Origin of the sequence: Niastella sp., from assembly GCF_045805085.1 — a bacterium.
In the GTDB taxonomy this organism is placed as follows: Bacteria; Bacteroidota; Bacteroidia; order Chitinophagales; family Chitinophagaceae; genus Niastella.
In genome coordinates, this window is sequence record NZ_JBJMLX010000506.1 from 1 (window position 1) to 18,260 (window position 18,260).

Annotated in this window: 13 protein-coding genes; 9 read left to right on the top strand and 4 right to left on the bottom strand. The window is 46.1% G+C overall.

The features are described 5' to 3' along the window. The first annotated feature begins 172 nt into the window (after nt 1–172). Nucleotides 173–2,308 carry a M43 family zinc metalloprotease gene (locus tag ACJ751_RS26455; protein WP_407748543.1) on the top strand — a complete coding sequence of 712 codons (2,136 nt, stop codon included), beginning with the start codon at nt 173–175 and terminating at the stop codon, nt 2,306–2,308. 92 nt (nt 2,309–2,400) lie between these two features. Here ACJ751_RS26455 and ACJ751_RS26460 read toward each other — a convergent pair whose 3' ends face one another. Next, entirely contained in the window at nt 2,401–3,855 is a 1,455-nt protein-coding gene (locus ACJ751_RS26460; protein WP_407748544.1) for an ATP-binding cassette domain-containing protein, read from the bottom strand. 856 nt (nt 3,856–4,711) lie between these two features. Between ACJ751_RS26460 and ACJ751_RS26465 the strand changes: the two genes are divergently transcribed. From ACJ751_RS26465 to ACJ751_RS26480, 4 genes are all read left to right on the top strand, one after another. Beyond that, nucleotides 4,712–6,640: a DNA topoisomerase IV subunit B gene (locus ACJ751_RS26465; RefSeq protein ID WP_407748545.1), complete on the top strand. Its 1,929-nt coding sequence runs from the start codon at nt 4,712–4,714 to the stop codon at nt 6,638–6,640. A 34-nt stretch (nt 6,641–6,674) separates the two neighbouring features. Beyond that, nucleotides 6,675–7,514, top strand: a complete 840-nt coding sequence (locus tag ACJ751_RS26470) for a DUF1835 domain-containing protein (RefSeq protein WP_407748546.1) — start codon at nt 6,675–6,677, stop codon at nt 7,512–7,514. A 5-nt stretch (nt 7,515–7,519) separates the two neighbouring features. Beyond that, on the top strand, nt 7,520–7,879 hold the full coding sequence (locus ACJ751_RS26475) for a DUF4260 domain-containing protein (RefSeq protein ID WP_407748547.1): 360 nt from the start codon (nt 7,520–7,522) through the stop codon (nt 7,877–7,879). Between the two features lie 66 nt (nt 7,880–7,945). After that, the gene (locus tag ACJ751_RS26480) at nt 7,946–10,468 is read left to right on the top strand and encodes a DNA gyrase/topoisomerase IV subunit A (protein ID WP_407748548.1); all 2,523 of its coding nucleotides are present in this window, start codon (nt 7,946–7,948) and stop codon (nt 10,466–10,468) included. A 71-nt stretch (nt 10,469–10,539) separates the two neighbouring features. On the opposite strand, the gene ACJ751_RS26485 is transcribed toward ACJ751_RS26480, so the two are convergent. From ACJ751_RS26485 to accD, 3 genes are all read right to left on the bottom strand, one after another. Continuing rightward, the gene (locus ACJ751_RS26485; protein WP_407748549.1) at nt 10,540–11,532 is read right to left on the bottom strand and encodes a hypothetical protein; all 993 of its coding nucleotides are present in this window, start codon (nt 11,530–11,532) and stop codon (nt 10,540–10,542) included. Nucleotides 11,533–12,038: 506 nt separating this feature from the next. Then, nucleotides 12,039–12,476, bottom strand: a complete 438-nt coding sequence (gene smpB, locus ACJ751_RS26490) for an SsrA-binding protein SmpB (RefSeq protein WP_407748551.1) — start codon at nt 12,474–12,476, stop codon at nt 12,039–12,041. Between the two features lie 81 nt (nt 12,477–12,557). Continuing rightward, nucleotides 12,558–13,469 carry an acetyl-CoA carboxylase, carboxyltransferase subunit beta gene (accD, locus tag ACJ751_RS26495; protein WP_407748552.1) on the bottom strand — a complete coding sequence of 304 codons (912 nt, stop codon included), beginning with the start codon at nt 13,467–13,469 and terminating at the stop codon, nt 12,558–12,560. A 463-nt stretch (nt 13,470–13,932) separates the two neighbouring features. On the opposite strand from accD, the gene ACJ751_RS26500 reads away from it, so the two are divergent. From ACJ751_RS26500 to ACJ751_RS26515, 4 genes are all read left to right on the top strand, one after another. Continuing rightward, nucleotides 13,933–14,649, top strand: coding sequence for a succinate dehydrogenase cytochrome b subunit (locus ACJ751_RS26500; protein WP_407748553.1), 717 nt, complete (start codon nt 13,933–13,935; stop codon nt 14,647–14,649). A gap of 73 nt (nt 14,650–14,722) precedes the next feature. Beyond that, entirely contained in the window at nt 14,723–16,714 is a 1,992-nt protein-coding gene (locus ACJ751_RS26505; RefSeq protein WP_407748554.1) for a fumarate reductase/succinate dehydrogenase flavoprotein subunit, read from the top strand. Between the two features lie 32 nt (nt 16,715–16,746). Continuing rightward, nucleotides 16,747–17,511: a succinate dehydrogenase/fumarate reductase iron-sulfur subunit gene (locus ACJ751_RS26510; protein WP_407748555.1), complete on the top strand. Its 765-nt coding sequence runs from the start codon at nt 16,747–16,749 to the stop codon at nt 17,509–17,511. A 195-nt stretch (nt 17,512–17,706) separates the two neighbouring features. Continuing rightward, nucleotides 17,707–18,260 (top strand): hypothetical protein (locus tag ACJ751_RS26515; RefSeq protein WP_407748556.1); only part of this gene is annotated, 554 nt, incomplete at its 3' end.

Here is an 18,260-nt window from a genome sequence, read left to right on the forward strand (position 1 = left end):
GATGTCTGATTTTGACAGCCGGGGAACCATAATACGGTTATTAAGCCCGCGTTTATGTTCTATACCGGTTATTGGACGGTTTACCGGTAAAACGCGGCCATATATCTATTTTTGAAACGGAAAACCAACATTTTTTAAGGATATTACGTAAGTATTAGGAATAACCAATATGATGAGAAAAAATCTACAAGGACTGTTAGCCTGTTTTGTGTGTATGATAGGGAGTATGACCTCCGGCCTGGCACAGGAAAGATGCGGTTCTATGCCCCTGATGGAAAATACCTTTAAACGGAACCCTTCCCTCAGATCGGCGTTTCAGCTACAAACCCAACATGTAAAGGAGGCCTTTCTGAAAAGAAAAGCCCTGGCGCAGGTGCTACGGGTGGAAGGTTCCCCCATTTATATCCCCGTTGTATTTCATATTGTTTTGCAGAATCCATTGTTGGTGACCGATGCCCAGATCCAGGCCCAGATCGACCGTTTGAACATAGACTATGCAGGTCTCAACGCCGATTCTTCCCTTATTCCTGCCTGGTTCAAACCTTTCTTTTCCAAACCCATTTTCCAGTTCAAACTGGCCCAGCGGAACGCCAATGATGAACCCTCTGATGGTATTGAACGGGTTACTACATCTATTTCTGGTTTTACCATAGACGATAACCGGGTTAAATATACTTCTCAGGGCGGCGCCGACGCCTGGGACCATAACCGGTTCTTTAATGTATGGATCACTGACCTGGGAGGGGGATACCTGGGCTATTCCACTTTTCCTAATAGTAGTCCGGCCGGGGAAGATGGGGTGGTGATCAGGTATACTACCTTGCCGGGCAATCCCGGAGTGTACGGTATGGGCCGCACCCTCACCCATGAAACAGGCCATTACTTTTACCTGTACCATATCTGGGGCGATGAAAATGGTTGCTCGGGTACCGACTTCATCGATGATACCCCCAACCAGGGAACCTGGACCTCTGGCTGTTTCCGCGACTCAGTACATACCGATGCCTGTAGCCCAACTGCGCCGGGTGTTATGTACCAGAATTTTATGGATTATACCGATGATGCGTGTATGGTGATGTTCACCCTCGATCAGAAAACACGCATGGAAACAACTATAAACATGTACCGGCCAACAATGCTCACCTCTAATGGCGCCGACCCTGTTATCCTCTATAGCCTCGATGCGGCTGCTAAGAGTATTAATGTGCCGTTACAACGCGTTTGCAGTCCCACGTTCTCACCGGTTATTACCGTGCGGAACCCGGGCGCTACAGCCATAACGGCGCTTACTATTAAGGCAACCCTCGATAACGGCACAGTTTCTACCACTAACTGGACTGGATCACTGGCTTCATTAAAAGAAACGAGTGTTACTTTGAATGCGATAAACGTTGGGGCAGAAGGAACGCATACTTTAAACGTGGAGATCTCATCACCCAATGGCGTCACCGATGAAAATAAGGCAAATGACGTTATTACCTTAGCCTTCCAGTACTACCAGGCGCTCACTCCGCCTTATAAAGAAAGCTTTGAGAATCCTACCTTCCCGCCGGCACGCTGGGATATTGTTAATCCCGATAAAAATATAACCTGGGAAAGAACAACGGTGGCCGCTAAAACCGGTAATGCATCAGTAGTGATGCGCAATTTTGACTATAAGGCCAATGGCCTGAAGGATTACCTCCGCCTGCCATTAATGAATATAACTTCAGGCGATTCTGCTTTCATGACCTTCCAGTTGGCGGCAGCAGCAGTAACCGATACCGGCAAAGTGAACAACCCGTTCGATACGCTGGAGGTGCTGATAAGCAAGGATTGTGGCGCCATCTTTACCAGTTTGTATAAGAAAGGCGGTAAAAACCTGCTTACCGTGTTAAAGCCTGATTCGCTTACTTATCAACCGAAATCAACCGAATGGCGGAAAGACTCGGTGAATCTCACGCCGTATATCAACGCCGGACAAATATTACTTGCCTTCGCTAATACCAATGAGCACGAGAATAATGTGTATCTCGACGATATTAATGTGTATACTTATACGGCAAGTGATGTCCTGAAATCAAAAGGGTTTATGATAGCGCCGAACCCTACCACCAGCAGATTCACTATACAATTCTATCCTTACCCAACCTTTGTAAAGGGAATAAACGTATTTAATAGTCAGGGGCAGCAAGTGGCCTCGCAACGGCTGAATGCAACCGGCAGCAGTGGATATACGTTCGATTTAACCGGCATGGCCAGTGGCGTGTATATGGTGCAGATAGTGCTCGGCGATGGCGTAATCACCCGCAAGGTGATAAAACGATAGGCAGTTAGCAATAAATATAAAAGTGCCGCGCTTCCGAAAGGATGTCGTGGCACTTTGCTTTTATAATCTGTCAATTGCTTATTGTCTATTGCCTATTGTACCGCCTCTGTAGTCACCATAGTTCCATTATTTAACATTGCTGCATGAGTGATGCACGCTGGCAGATCCTTACTATAATGCGTCACATACAGCAGGGTAGTGTTGAAGGTTTCGCACAGCTGGTTCACCAGGGTTTTAAAATAACTGATCTGTTCCTCATCAAGGCCCTGGGTAGGTTCATCCAGGATCAGCAGCGGCGGGTTTTTCACCAGCGCCCTGGCCAGTAACACCATGCGTTGCTGCCCCAGTGACAGTTGAAAAAGCGGGCGGCGTTGCAGGGATTGCAATTGCAGTAATTGTATCCAGTTTTGTACCTGCTCCTGTTGAATGGTAGAGATTTGTTTGAACAACCCGATGGTATCAAACAAACCCGAAGCAATTACATCAAAACTGGAAGTGCCTCGGTCAAAGTACAGGTGCAGTTCGGGCGAAACAAAACCTATGCGGCGTTTAATATCCCAAATGCTTTCGCCGCTGCCCCGGCGCTGGTCAAACAGGTACAGTTCGTTGGCATAGGCCTGCGGGTTGTCGGCTGTTACCAGGCTCAGCAGAGTGCTTTTTCCGGCTCCATTGGGTCCCGAAATACTCCAGCATTCACCCTTCTTAACTTCCCAGTTTATGTTTTGCAGAATGGTTCTTTCGCCATACCTGATGGTCACATTTTTCATTTTTACCGCCGTAGTAAAATGATTGCTCTCGCCGGCGGCCTTCAATTTCTGAATGATCTCAGCAGGCAGGGCAGGTCCCACAGCAGCCGCTTGTAATTGGGTAGCCGACTTTTTACCGGCCGAAACCAGTTGTCCGTTTTCCAGCACGGCCACATGCGTTATGCAATTGGGCAGTTCCTGCGGCGGTGTGATGAGGATAATGGAAATCCCGCTGGCTACAATGGTATCCAGAATGCGGTGCAGGCTCTGGCGGCCTTCCACATCCAGCCCAATAAACGGGTTATCCATGATCAGCAGGGCCGGGTCAAGGAACAGGGCTTTGGCCAGTTGCAGCCGTTTATTTTCCCCGTTCGACAGTTGGATCAGCGGCTCGGACAACACATGGGTAAGATGCAGTTGTTCTATCCAGTTGGTGGAGGGTTGGCTGTCCATAAAAGGCTGCAGTGCCTCCTGCACGGTCATGGTATCCTCCGAATCGGAGGAATTGTATCGCTGCTGGTAATAAAAATCGCTGGTATTGGACCGGTTCTTAAAATGATGTTGTTGTTCAATGAGCAAAATGCGGTTGGCGTGGGTATGATTGGGCAGGTGGAACGAAACAGCGCCACTATGAAAGATTCTTCCCGCAAGGGCCTGGGCCAGGGTGGTTTTACCGCTGCCCGATCTGCCAACGATTGCCCATTGTTCGCCGGGTTGTATGGTTAGATTGATATTTTTTAATATGTCAACGCCATTTGCGGTCACCGAAACATCGGTTAGTTGGGCCAGTGCTGTACTCATACAAGATCAAAATTATACGGTGAATCGGCTGCAACTTAATGGGTTAATTCGAAAAAACAGCAATAACGTCTGAACTGGGATGAATAGGATGGATGGGATGGTTGGGATGGTCTACCGTAATGGGAGTAGACTGTAGTCATTTGGGTGTCTTTATACTAGTCTAATGGTATCGGAGTGGTAGTAAACTGGTAGGGGAATGGCCTGGATATTGCCCAAGAGTTGCCTGGGGGTTGCCTACATATTGCCTGGAGACCCTAGTGCTATAGGCCATTCCCAGGCAACTCCCAGACAACTCTCTGACCACTCTCAGGCAACTCCCCTACAACTTCCAGGCAATATCGAGGCAATAAAAGCTGATCCTGCTCTGTTAAAGTTCGAACCTTGAGTAGCGCTTCAACAACTGCTTGTACGGCCATCCGCATGCAGCTAAAGCTTTAGCGGATGCCGCAAGGCCCTGGCGTAGGAAGGTTTCACCCGGCGCAAGGCCCTGGCATAGGCGAGTTTCACCCGCCGTAGCTTTAGCGAAGGCGGGGTTTCGTGACTTTCTTTTAAAATTTTCCACAATAGTTAATAACTCAATAAAAAAACGGTTGCCCTCATTTGGCTATATTTGCCCGTTCAGGCGTTTTTGGTGTACGATTTGTAGATTGTGGCCGGTTTTGCGGAAGAGAAAGGGGAATTACTGCAACTGTGCATCTTTACATCATTTATTTCCAGTGTTTTATGAATTTTTCACGGACCATTCCGGGATGCTAAAACATGATGAAATTTTACTATTTATGGCGAACCTGGCGTAATCGGAAACTATTCACCATTCACCATTGACGATTCACGAAAAAGACATATCCGTATAAACATGGCAAAGACAGAAAAAAACGACTTGTTTGATTATACCGAAGACTCGATTAAATCGCTTGACTGGCGGGAACACATCCGCCTTCGTCCGGGTATGTATATCGGTAAGCTGGGCGATGGCTCCAGTCCCGATGACGGTATCTACGTGTTGATCAAAGAGGTGATCGATAACTGTATCGATGAGTATACCATGGGCTATGGTAAACAGGTTGATATCAGCATCAACGAAAAATCGGTTACCATTCGCGACTTCGGCCGGGGTATTCCGTTGGGTAAAGTGGTGGAAGTAGTGAGCAAGATCAATACCGGCGCCAAATACGACAGCAAAGTGTTCCAGAAAAGTGTGGGGCTGAACGGGGTAGGTACTAAAGCGGTGAATGCCCTGAGCACCTATTTTAAAGTAACCGCCTACCGCGAAGGCAAAGAGAAAACAGCCGAATTTGAACGCGGCATTCTTACCAAAGAACACAAGGAGAATAAAACTTCAGAAAGTAACGGTACCATGGTTACTTTCATTCCCGATGAAACCGTATTCAAGAATTTCCATTACATACACGAGTATCTCGATAGCCAGCTGTGGAACTATTGTTACCTGAATGCCGGTTTGGTGATGAACTTCAACGGTAAAAAGTACGTTAGTAAGAACGGGCTGCTCGATCTGTTACAGCGTAAAACAAACGAAGACGAACTGCGCTATCCCATCATTCACCTCAAAGGCGAAGATATTGAAGTAGCCCTCACCCACGAGAACCAATATGGGGAAGAGTACTATTCATTTGTGAACGGTCAGTATACCACCCAGGGTGGAACCCACCTGGCGGCCTTCCGCGAGGCGATTGTGAAAACCCTGCGTGATTTTTATAAAAAAGATTATGATGCGGCCGACATCCGGGGCAGCATTTGCGCGGCTGTTTCAGTGCGCGTGCAGGAACCGGTGTTTGAATCGCAAACAAAAACTAAGCTGGGTTCACAGGTAGTATATGAAGGCGGTCCCTCCATGCGCAACTTCGTAAGTGATTTCCTGAGCAAAGAGCTGGACAATTACCTGCACCGGAACCCTACGGTGGCTGATTCTTTAAAAAAGCGTATTGAACAAAGCGAACGCGAACGTAAGGAACTGGCCGGTATTAAAAAGCTGGCGAACGAACGCGCCAAAAAAGCCAACCTGCACAACCGCAAATTGCGCGATTGTCGCTACCACCATAACGATGAGCCAACAGGCCGCGATAAGGAATCGATCATGGAGAAGGCAAAAGAAAGCACCATCTTTATTACAGAGGGTGATTCTGCGAGCGGATCCATTACCAAATCGCGCAATGTAGAAACCCAGGCGGTATTCAGCTTACGCGGTAAACCGTTGAACTGTTTTGCATTGACAAAAAAGGTGGTGTATGAAAATGAGGAGTTCAACCTGTTACAACACGCCCTTAATATTGAAGATGGCTACGAAGGCCTGCGCTATAACAACATTGTTATTGCTACCGATGCCGACGTGGATGGTATGCACATCCGTTTGCTCATGATGACCTTCTTCCTGCAGTTCTTCCCCGACCTGGTGAAGAATGGTCACGTATACATTCTGGAAACGCCTTTATTCCGCGTACGCGATAAAAAACAAACTTTCTATTGCTACGACGAAGTAGAAAAACAAAAAGCCATTAAAAAGCTGGGCGGCAAACCGGAGATCACTCGTTTTAAAGGATTGGGTGAAATTTCCCCTGAAGAGTTTGCCCGCTTTATTGGTCCTGAAATGCGCAAACAACCGGTGATCATTGAACAGGGCGATCATGTTCAGCAATTACTGGAATACTATATGGGTAAGAACACCCAGGAGCGGCAGGAGTTTATTATCGACAACCTGCGCGTAGAGCTGGATCTGGCAGACGAAACAGCGGCACCAGAAGCAGCAGCCACAACAGCGGCTAAATAGGCCTGGAACTGGTTAAAACGAAATAAACTTAAAAATGATTCACATAGTATTTAACGAACCCGATGTGGATGTTTTAAAGAAAGCCATCGAGCTCGATGAAACATTACAGGGCGATGTGCTCCTGATAAAAGACGATTATGCCGTAGGGCCAATAAAGAATATATATGAGGAAGAAGGCATCGAGGCCCGCAGGCAATGGTGGCGCGAAGTGCTGGCCGGTGGCGATTACGACGGAAAAGTAGATATGTTCGAGGTAGACGATATGCAGATCGTCGTTGATCTGATTGTAAAACTGGCGCTTGCCCCCGATGAAAAAGTATACATCTGGGCCGCCCAGAACAAACACGATGTAAGCGGTTATTACTGGCTCATGAGCCAGTTAAAAGATTTTCAGGGAAAATTATATATCCTGTACCTGAACAACCTGCCCTTCATCAATGAAAAGGGATTGATCTTCTATCCCGAATGGCTGAGCCAGATCCCACCCAAAGAATTTTTAAAGGCTAAGAAATTAGCCCGCCCCATCACCTTGAGTGAATTTGAAGTAGACCCCGATGAATGGACGCGTTTGCAAAATGAAGATAAAGGCGTGCGCTTACTGGAAGGCGGTAAAAAGTTAGGGCAGAAGGATTATGATTTTTATGATGAAGAACTGAAGAAGTACATCACCAACGACTGGCAAAAAGCCAGCAAGATCATCAATAATTTTCTGAACAAGAGTAAGCAAACCACCGGCGATGCCTATATTTTGTGGCGGCTGAAACAGCTGATAGCCGGCGGTAATTATGATGTGCAGGGTGAGCTGAAGGGTATGAAAGATTTTGAAGTGAAAGGTAAATCGGCCCAGCCCGTAACGGAGGAAGCGACACAATAGATCCTATGAAAAAACTGATAGCCCTGGAAGAGGCCGCCATGCTGGCGTTGAGCATTTACCTGTTTAGCCGGTTGTCATTTGCCTGGTGGGTATACCTGGCGCTGATATTGACACCTGATCTGAGTATGATTGGTTATATGGTAAATACTAAGGTTGGCGCATGGTTGTATAACTTTTTTCATCACAAGGCGGTTGCAATCGTTTTGTATATCGCCGGAGCGTATTTGAATAATGAAGTGGTACAGTTGATTGGTTTGATCTTATTTGGTCATTCCAGTATGGACAGGATGTTAGGATATGGATTAAAATATCCGGATAGTTTTCAGAATACGCATTTGGGATTGATAGGGAAGCAGAAAAAATAAGAAGGCAAACTGCCGTTATTTCAAAAAGTTTGACGAAGATTTTGAATCAATAGTATTAAACTAATTATGGCAAAAAGTAAAGACAATAGTTTTTTACAACAAAGCGATTCAGGGGTAGCGGGTCAATATAAAACCTGGTTCCTTGACTATGCATCGTATGTGATCCTTGAAAGAGCCGTGCCGGCTGTAGAAGACGGGTTAAAGCCCGTACAGCGCCGTATCCTGTATGCGATGAAAGAAATGGATGATGGCCGTTTTAACAAAGTGGCCAACATCATTGGGCAAAGTATGCAATACCACCCCCATGGCGACGCCAGTATTGGCGATGCCCTGGTGAACATGGGTCAAAAAGACCTGTTGATCGAGACCCAGGGTAACTGGGGTGATGTGCGTACAGGTGATGATGCTGCCGCTCCCCGTTATATAGAAGCAAGGCTGAGCCGCTTTGCACTGGATGTTGCCTTTAATGCCAAAACCACCGAGTGGGCCGTAAGTTATGATGGTCGTAAAAACGAACCGGTAACGCTGCCCATGAAATTCCCGTTACTGCTGGCCCATGGCGCAGAAGGTATTGCGGTTGGTTTGGCCACTAAAATATTACCCCACAACTTTTGTGAGATCATAGAAGCCGCTATAAAATTCCTGCGTGGCAAGAAATTCGAGCTGGTGCCCGACTTTCAAACCGCCGGCATGATAGATATTACCAACTACAACGAAGGTAAACGCGGCGGTAAAGTGCGGGTGCGCGCGCATATTGAAGAAGTGGATAAAAAAACACTTTCTATTCGCGACGTGCCATATGGCGTTACCACCACCCAGTTAATGGATTCCATTGTGAAAGCCAACGACCAGGGTAAGATCAAGATCAAAAAAGTAACGGATAACACCGCTGCTGAAGTGGAAGTGCTGATCGACCTGGCACCGGGCATTTCACCCGACATTACCATCGATGCCTTGTACGCCTTCACCGATTGTGAAGTGAGCATTTCACCCAACGCCTGCGTGATCGTTGATAAAAAGCCAACCTTCATCAGCGTTCATGAACTGCTGCGCATTTCGGCTGAGAATACAAAAGAACTGCTGAAACGCGAGCTGGAAATAAAGCTGGCCGAGCTGCAGGAAAAATGGCACTACACCTCGCTCGAAAAGATCTTCTTTGAAGAAAAGATCTATAAAGAGCTGGAGAAACGCTATGCCACCTGGGAAAAAGTGCTGGATGGTATTACCGAAGCCTTCAAACCTTTCCGCAAACAGCTTCGCCGCGATATTACCCGGGAAGACATTGTAAAGCTTACAGAGAAACCGGTTCGCCGTATCTACAAACTGGATATCGATGAACTGGATGCCCAGATAAAAGGACTCGATAAAGAGATCAAACAGGTTAAACACGATTTGAATAACCTGGTTGACTTCGCCGTTGCGTATTATGAAAACCTGCTGCAGAAATATGGCAAGGGTCGTGAGCGTAAAACCGAGATCAAACTGTTTGAAGCCATTCAGGCAAAACAGGTGGCCATCGCCAACACCAAACTGTATGTGAACCGGGCCGATGGTTTCATTGGCAGCGGTTTAAAGAAAGATGAATTTGTAGGGGATTGTTCCTCGCTCGATGACATCATCGCCTTTACGCGTTCAGGTAAAATGAAAATAGTGAAGGTGTCTGAAAAAGCCTTTATTGGCAAGGATATCATACACGTTGCCATTTTCCAGAAGAACGACGAGCGTACCACTTACAATATGATCTATGTAGATGGAAAATCTGGCGTCACTTATGCCAAACGCTTTAACGTAACCGGTATTACCCGCGATAAAGAATACGATCTTACCAATAAAGGTGCGGAGAAAGCTAAAGTACATTACTTCAGCGCCAACTCCAATGGCGAGGCGGAAGTTGTTAGAGTGGTACTGGATCCCAACAGTACAGCCCGCAAAAAAGAGTTCGACTTTTATTTTGAAGAGCTGGAGATCAAGGCCCGCCAAAGCCTGGGTAACCAGGTAACCAAGTTCAGGGTAAAATCAGTTAAGTTCAAAGAAGCTGGTAAATCAACCCTGGGTGGTAAAAAGCTGTGGTTCGACGATCAGTTCGGCCGGTTGAGTACCGAGGCGAAAGGGGAGTACCTCGGCAGCTTCCAACCTGAAGATAAAATACTGGTAATATACAAAGATGGTAACTACGAGATCACCGATCAGGAACTGACGCAGAAGTTTGATATCGAAAAAGTGATCGAGATAGAGAAGTTCAATCCCGAGAAAACGGTTACTGCTATTTACCTGGATAACGACAAACAGCAGTTCAATGTAAAACGGTTCCATATTGAAACCACTACCATCCGTAACAAGTTCATGCTGATAAAAGAAGGGGAGGGCAATTACCTGGAAGCGGTGACCACGCATCCCGAGCCAATTGTGCAAATAAAAACGGGTCGCGGCGCCCAGGTGCGCACGCAAAAGATCAAGATTGCCGATATGGTGGAGGTAATGGGCTGGAAAGCGGTTGGCACCAAACTGGCCGATTTTAGCAAGAGCACGGAGTTTGAGTGGACGATGAAAGAACAAAAAGAAGATCCGGAACAACCGGAACTGTTCTAAATAAAAATAAAAAATGGTGGGTCACCTTTTGAAGGTGGCTCACCATTTACTTTATATAAGTATGTAAATCGCTAATGTCGCGATATTCGTTTTTTGATCCGCACGGTGGCGTTTTGGGTGTAAGAACTGGAAAGAAATACCTCAAACCGGGAAATGCCATCGGTAACCACCATTAAGGCCGTATTAGGTGGGATGCGGCCCAGGTTCTCGGCAAACAGGCTCACTTCATTTACATCCTTGCTATTGTCGAGCGTAAGATAAATATTCACGGCCCGGGCGGTGAGCTCCTGATGCGTAACTACCGGTTGGCCGTTCACGAACACGGAAACGGTATCGCCGTCAATTTCGCCATTATCATACAGGCTGATGCGAATGGAATCGCTGCCTATTTCCAGGTCCTTGGTATAAGCGATCTTTCTGCGGGTGAACTGGGCTACCAGGTTACGCTCGCTGTAAGCATCAATAGCGCTGTCGGTAATTTTTATCGGGGCAATGCTGGCAGTACCCGATGTGGGGGCGGTGTTTACAACAGGCATGTTGCTTTTTATTACCACATCTTCCCGTTGCGGCATCCAGAAGCGTTTGCCTACAATGCTGCTGCTCAACATGCTATCTAGGTTTTTGGTGGCCACGTCCATGGTAAAGCTTACCCGCATCTCGGGGCAGGTATACTTGTATTTGTCAATGGTAACAAATGCACCGCTCATGGAGCTTTTAACATGGCTTACCCGCAAGGTGCCTTCAAAATCCATCATACATTCGGCCCCGTTCTGAGTGGCCCTGGACTGGTAAAACAACATGGGCAGGTTTTTTATGCTTACCTGCCTGGTAGTTTGGTCGTAGGTGCCACGAACAAAAAAGCTTTGATATGTATCTTTAAAATAATAGCCAAAAACACCCTCCACTGAACTTCCTTTTTGTTTTAATACCAACTCGGTAAGATAGTTATTGTAAACGCCTTGCGCTACAACATCAGCCTTGCCATACCAGGAACCCGATATAGATTGGGAAAAAGCAAACCTTCCGGTTACTAATAAAGAGAGAACCAAAATAATGCGTAGCATATGTTAATTTAAGTAGAAAAATCAAGCCAAGCAATAAATTGCAAATTTCTTAATACGAAAATAGCCCGTTAAGTGTATGCCAGTTGGGTACTTAACGCTTTTCTATGCGGCCTATGGCTTGTTCCTGGGTGGGTGTTCTTCAACCGGATATTAGTTCGGAAGGATACAGATTCAAAGTGTGCAATAACAGGCAGGTAATGCCTGCCTACAAAAATATACCGGAGTTTTCAATTCTTAGAGTAATCGGGAAATTGTGTGGAAAATAAATTATTTAATTAGTGATGGGGGTCGTATTTATACTATGAATCTTCAGTAGTTAATGATGGAGGGCAGAGGGCAGAAGGCAGAGGGCAAAGACCGCGACGCGGCAACCTTTATCAACGCTATCAACCCTTTCAACTCTATCAACCTGCTACTTTTAACCTCATATGTTTTTCCCTTTCTCGTTAACTTGTCAACTTGTTAACTTGTTAACTCGTAAACCGGTTAACTGATCAACTGGTCAACTACTTAATATAGCGCTTCAACTCCCTGTCATTATCCCGCTGCTTGATAGTTTCCCGCTTATCGTAATTCTTTTTACCCTTGGCCAGGCCAATCTCTATTTTTACAAATCCCCGCTCATTAAAGAAAATACGCAATGGAACTATAGAGAAACCTCTTTCCTTGGTCTTGGCTTCCAGTTTCCGCAACTCCTTTTTGGTTAACAGCAATTTGCGTTCCCGAACGGGATCGTGAATGTAAAGCGAGCTGTGAGAGTACTGGGCAATGTGCAGGCTTTTGACCCACAATTCGCCTCTATGAAAATAACAAAAGCTGTCGTTGAAGCTGGCGCGTCCGGCGCGCAGTGATTTCACTTCCGATCCCACCAATACCATACCCGCATCGTATTTATCTTCGATGAAATAATCGTGGTAAGCCGAGCGGTTCCTCATGTCTGCCATAATAAACAAAAATAGGAAGTATGAAGTAAAAAGCCATTTTCCTGCCTCTTACTTCATACTTCGCACTTAAATATAACTGTATTAGTTCTTAAACAAAGATAATACGGTAGCCAGTTTTTCTTTTAATTCCTTCCGGGGAACAATGAAATCAAGGAACCCGTGTTCCAGTAAGAATTCGCTTCGCTGAAAACCTTCGGGCAGGTCCTTTTTAATTGTTTCCTTAATTACCCGCGGACCGGCAAAACCGATCAGGGCGCCTGGTTCGGCAATATTCAGATCGCCGAGCATCCCAAACGAAGCCGAGATCCCACCAAACGATGGGTCGGTTTGTAAGGAGATATAAGGAATTTTTGCATCTGTTAACTGCGATAATTTTCCCGACACTTTCGCCAGCTGCATCAGCGAGAAGGCGCTTTCCATCATGCGGGCGCCACCTGATTTACAAATGATCATCAGGGGTATTTTTTCTTCCAGGCAAACATCTATAGCCCGGGCTATCCGTTCGCCCATCACACTACCCAGGGATCCGCCGATGAATTCAAAATCCATACAACCTACCATAAAAGGTATTCCTTTTAAGACCCCTTTCCCAATACGAATGGAGTCGGTAATGTCGGTCTTTGCCCAAATTTCATCAAGGCGCTTTCCATACGACTTCAAATCGGTGAAGTGAAGGAAGTCTTTGGAACGGATGTTCTCAAAGAGCACCTCGTATTTATTGTCGTCAAACAGAATTTCAAAATATTCGGCGCTGCCTATCCGGTGGTGATGTGTGCATTTAGGACAAACAAACAAGTTCTCCCGGAGCTCTGTCATGGTACAGATATAGCCGCACTCGGGGCATTTGCTCCATAAACCTTCCGGTGTTTCTTTCTTTTCAGCGGTACTGGTTGTGATACCTTTCTTAATGCGTTTGAACCAGCTTCTTTTGGTCTCTTCACCGGTACCATCTTCGCCTGCTAAGTTGGCTTCAAAATCCTCTTCCTGTTTCATTAAGTAGATTTAAAGGGGCTAAAGATAGGGATTTTAACAAAATGAGTCCGTAACTCAATCTATTATACCACCGTAACGTTAAAACCGGCTAAGTATTTTACCTCATGAAAATCATTCTTTCCGGTTTAAAAGACGGGGTAAAGCGGGTGGATTTACAGGAAAATTTTAACAGGGTGTTGATTTTTAAGCTTGCTGCGTTAAATTTGCGGCAAATTTAGTGGCTGCCTTCAGCGATGGATTTTAAAAGCTCTTTGTTCTTTAACCTATCTCGATCTAATGCAGGTGTGCCTTATACCCCTAACAAAAAGTATAATTAATACCTGTGCCCTTAACCTTTTTTCAGATGAAACGTCACTGGCAAATTTCATTATAGATAGAGGGCGATGATAATTTGGCCGGACGCGATCACTGTATGCTGGCAGGCATGCTGTGTGGACTATACTATCAATTAATTCATTTTCGCATGAAATGGTCTGAGTTCTTCACATCTTCGGTAGGTAAAAAGTTTGTAATGGCATTTACCGGCTTGTTCCTGATCTCGTTTCTTATTGTTCACGTTGGGATCAATGCCTGTATCTGGGCTGATCTGGTGGATGACAGCGACAACGGTGAAATGTTTAACAAAGCGGCACATTTTATGGGAGCGTCCTATGTGATCCGTATTATGGAAATAGGCCTCTTCCTGGGATTTTTCCTTCATATTATCCAGGGGTATATGCTCGAATTCCAAAACCGGGCCCGCCGCAAAAAAGGTTATCAGGTAGCTATGGGCAGCAAAGGAAGCGCCTGGTACAGAAAGTCGATGGGCTTGCTGGGTACCCTCATTCTGCTCTTCCTCATTATCCATATTCAGGACTTCTGGATCCCCTCACGTATCACTTATGCCACTACACTGGGCGAAGTAACTTACAATAATGGCGCACCCATTCATGATGTATACACCAAAATGTTACTGGTGTTTTCACAAGCCTGGGTAGTAGTTGTATATGTGCTGGGTTGCTTTTCACTGGCCTGGCACCTGCTGCATGGTTTCCAAAGTTCGTTCAGAACAGTTGGCGTGCACAACAAAAAATATGTAGCCATGGCTAAGGGCGCAGGCATTGCTTTCTCCATTATCGTTCCTTTACTGTTTGCATTGATGCCCATCAGTATCTATTTTGGTTGGGTGAACAATAATTAAGAAGAATAGGTAAGACGTTCATTATTACAACCATTTGATCCTTTACGAAATTTAAAAACAAGAAATTTTAGATATGCTTAATTCAAAAATTCCCGCCGGGCAGTTAGATCTGAAGTGGACTGATTATAAGGGACATTGCAAACTGGTAAACCCCGCTAATAAACGCAAGCTGGAAGTGATCATTGTAGGGACCGGACTGGCCGGTGCTTCTGCTGCTGCATCATTAGGCGAACTGGGATATAAAGTAAAAGCATTTTGTTTTCAGGATTCTCCCCGCCGTGCGCACTCTATTGCCGCACAGGGTGGTATTAATGCTGCAAAGAACTATCAAAACGACGGTGACTCTGTTTTCCGTTTATTCTACGATACTATTAAAGGTGGTGACTACCGCGCGCGTGAAGCCAACGTACACCGCCTGGCTGAAGTAAGTGCTAACATCATTGACCAGTGCGTGGCGCAGGGTGTTCCCCTGGCCCGCGAATATGGTGGCTTGCTCAGCAACCGTTCATTCGGTGGTACACAGGTACAACGTACTTTCTATGCTGCAGGTCAAACCGGTCAGCAATTGCTGATTGGCGCTTACCAGGCCCTCGAACGCCAGGTAGCCCTGGGTAACGTAACCATGTATACCCGCCACGAGATGCTGGATATTGTAATGGTGAAGGATGAAAAAAGCGGCCAGGATAAATGCCGTGGTATTGTGGTGCGCAACCTCATTACCGGTGAGCTGGAACGCCACTTCGGACATGCAGTATTGTTATGTTCCGGTGGTTATGGCAACGTATTCTACTTAAGTACGAACGCCATGGGCAGCAACGTAACCGCTGCCTGGAAAGCACACCGCAAAGGCGCTTATTTTGGCAACCCCTGCTATACGCAGATTCACCCCACCTGTATCCCGGTGAGTGGCGATCACCAGTCGAAACTGACGTTGATGTCGGAATCACTGCGTAACGATGGCCGGATCTGGGTTCCCAAAAAACAGGGCGATAACCGCAAACCAGGCGACATCCCCGAAGAAGAAAGAGATTATTACCTCGAAAGAAGATATCCCGCCTTCGGTAACCTGGTACCACGCGACGTGGCCAGCCGTGCTGCCAAAGAGCGTTGCGATGCCGGTTATGGGGTAGGTTCATCCAAACAAGCCGTTTACCTCGATTATGCCAACGCCATCGAGCGTTATGGTAAGATCGAATGTGGTAAGCTGGGGATCACCAATCCTTCAAAAGAAGTGATCCGCAAACACGGTCTTGACGTTGTTAAAGAGAAATACGGTAACCTGTTCGATATGTATGAAAAGATTACCGGTGAAAACCCATACGAAGTGCCCATGCGTATTTACCCGGCAGTGCACTATACCATGGGTGGGTTGTGGGTTGACTATGAACTGATGACCAGCATCCCTGGTTTATATGCCCTGGGTGAAGCCAACTTCAGCGACCACGGCGCTAACCGCCTGGGCGCCTCAGCCCTGATGCAGGGCCTTGCTGATGGTTACTTTGTAATTCCTTACACCATTGGTAACTACCTGGCCGATGAAATTTCTACTAAAGCAATTTCATTAGATCATCCGGCATTCGTAGAAACAGAAAAAGCAGTACGCGACCGCATAGAAAAGCTGATGAGCATCAAAGGATCGCAATCAGTAGAAAGTTTCCACAAACGCCTCGGTAAGATCATGTGGGATAAATGTGGTATGGCCCGTAACGCGCAAGGGTTGCAGGAAGCCATCATCGAAATTCAACAGCTGAAAAAAGAATTCTGGAGCGATGTGCGCATCCCAGGTGGTATCAATGAAATGAACCCCGAGCTGGATAAAGCCAACCGCGTAGCCGACTTCATTGAGCTGGGTGAGTTGATGTGTAAAGACGCGCTTAACCGCAATGAAAGCTGTGGTGGCCACTTCCGCGAAGAATCGCAAACAGATGAAGGCGAAGCCAAACGCGATGACAGCAAATTCCAGTATGTATCTGCCTGGGAGTTCAAAGGCGAAAGCGACTGGCAATTACATAGAGAGGAGTTGATCTTCGACGTAGCCAAACCAACTCAGCGCAGTTACAAATAAATTTTTAATTCCCTAATTAACACGTTTATATAATGGAGCACTATACAATGAACCTTACGCTGAAAGTGTGGAGACAAAAGAACAGCCAGGAGCAAGGTAGATTTGAGACTTACCAGGTAAGTGATATTTCCTCTGAAATGTCTTTTTTGGAAATGATCGATGTGCTGAATGAGCGACTGATAAAAGAAGGAAAAGACCCAATTGCATTTGACCACGATTGCCGCGAAGGCATTTGCGGTGCATGCTCTATGTATATTAATGGCCGCCCCCACGGGCCCTGGCATGCCAATACAACCTGCCAGTTGCACATGCGTGCCTACAAAGATGGCGATACCATTGTAGTAGAACCCTGGCGCGCCAATAGCTTCCCGGTTATAAAAGACCTGGTTGTTGACCGCACCTCATTCGACCGCATTGTACAGGCTGGTGGCTATATTTCTGTAAATACCGGGAATGCCGTTGACGCCAATGCCATGCTCATCGAGAAAGATAAAGCTGATGCAGCCTTCGCTGCTGCTGCCTGTATTGGTTGCGGCGCCTGCGTAGCGGCCTGTAAAAACAGCTCGGCTATGTTGTTCCTTTCCGCCAAGGTATCGCACCTGGCCTTGTTACCACAGGGTGAACCCGAACGCAAATCACGCGTGCTGAACATGGTTCATCAAATGGATAAGGAAGGATTTGGTTCCTGCACCTTTACCGAGGCCTGTGAAGCAGTTTGTCCGAAAGAGATCTCTGTAACAAATATCTCCCGCCTCAATAAAGAATATATGATCGCGGGGTTGACCGAAGAGAAATAGTTTCTTAAAAGAAAGGTTGATAGGGTTGATAAGCTGATATGAAAAAAATATATATCAGCTTATCAACCTTATTTTTTGCCCGGCTGCAACGAACCGGCCTTATCAACTGGTCAAGCCTGTTACTTTATCAATTTAAACCAGTCTTTTAATCATTCTAACATCCTATTCTAAACTAAATACCAAATAACCAATTCCATGACCGGTCTTCAACGGAAAGATATCTACCTGTTGAGTTTTTTGTTCCTTGTAGTGCTCGTTATATTTTACCCTGTTTTTTTTACCGAATATGCTTATACGGACGAAATATTTCAAATATGGAATTACAGGCCAGGAAGCGATTTGATGATGTTTGCTGTACAGGGGAGATGGCTCACCGAACTGATGGTGTCGAAAACATTTGCAGCCATCGATACCATTCGCGAAATAACTTACATCAGAATATTCTCCTTAGTACTGTGGATAATATGCATGCCGGTATGGTATGTAATTATTAAGCGGGTAGTGGCACAGCGGCAGGGTTATGAATATTTGCCTTTCTTTACGTGCTTATTTCTGGTAACCAGTCTGCAATTTTCAATAACGGTGCAATGGGCTTCTTGTGTTGAATTGGCGATTGCCAATACGGCCGGATTGTTATCTGGCGCCATTTGGCACCTGGCTATCCGGGATAAAGAAAAATTCTGGTCAATACCTGTACCTGCAGCGCTGGGCGCCACTGCGGCCGCATTGGTATCTCTGGCTGCTTACCA

Excerpts from the sequence above, each read along its gene's own strand:
- ACJ751_RS26455 (WP_407748543.1), top strand. The coding sequence starts at position 173 with ATGAGAAAAAATCTACAAGGACTGTTAGCCTGTTTTGTGTGTATGATA.
- ACJ751_RS26460 (WP_407748544.1), bottom strand. The coding sequence starts at position 3,855 with ATGAGTACAGCACTGGCCCAACTAACCGATGTTTCGGTGACCGCAAAT.
- ACJ751_RS26465 (WP_407748545.1), top strand. The coding sequence starts at position 4,712 with ATGGCAAAGACAGAAAAAAACGACTTGTTTGATTATACCGAAGACTCG.
- ACJ751_RS26470 (WP_407748546.1), top strand. The coding sequence starts at position 6,675 with ATGATTCACATAGTATTTAACGAACCCGATGTGGATGTTTTAAAGAAA.
- ACJ751_RS26475 (WP_407748547.1), top strand. The coding sequence starts at position 7,520 with ATGAAAAAACTGATAGCCCTGGAAGAGGCCGCCATGCTGGCGTTGAGC.
- ACJ751_RS26480 (WP_407748548.1), top strand. The coding sequence starts at position 7,946 with ATGGCAAAAAGTAAAGACAATAGTTTTTTACAACAAAGCGATTCAGGG.
- ACJ751_RS26485 (WP_407748549.1), bottom strand. The coding sequence starts at position 11,532 with ATGCTACGCATTATTTTGGTTCTCTCTTTATTAGTAACCGGAAGGTTT.
- smpB (WP_407748551.1), bottom strand. The coding sequence starts at position 12,476 with ATGGCAGACATGAGGAACCGCTCGGCTTACCACGATTATTTCATCGAA.
- accD (WP_407748552.1), bottom strand. The coding sequence starts at position 13,469 with ATGAAACAGGAAGAGGATTTTGAAGCCAACTTAGCAGGCGAAGATGGT.
- ACJ751_RS26500 (WP_407748553.1), top strand. The coding sequence starts at position 13,933 with ATGAAATGGTCTGAGTTCTTCACATCTTCGGTAGGTAAAAAGTTTGTA.
- ACJ751_RS26505 (WP_407748554.1), top strand. The coding sequence starts at position 14,723 with ATGCTTAATTCAAAAATTCCCGCCGGGCAGTTAGATCTGAAGTGGACT.
- ACJ751_RS26510 (WP_407748555.1), top strand. The coding sequence starts at position 16,747 with ATGGAGCACTATACAATGAACCTTACGCTGAAAGTGTGGAGACAAAAG.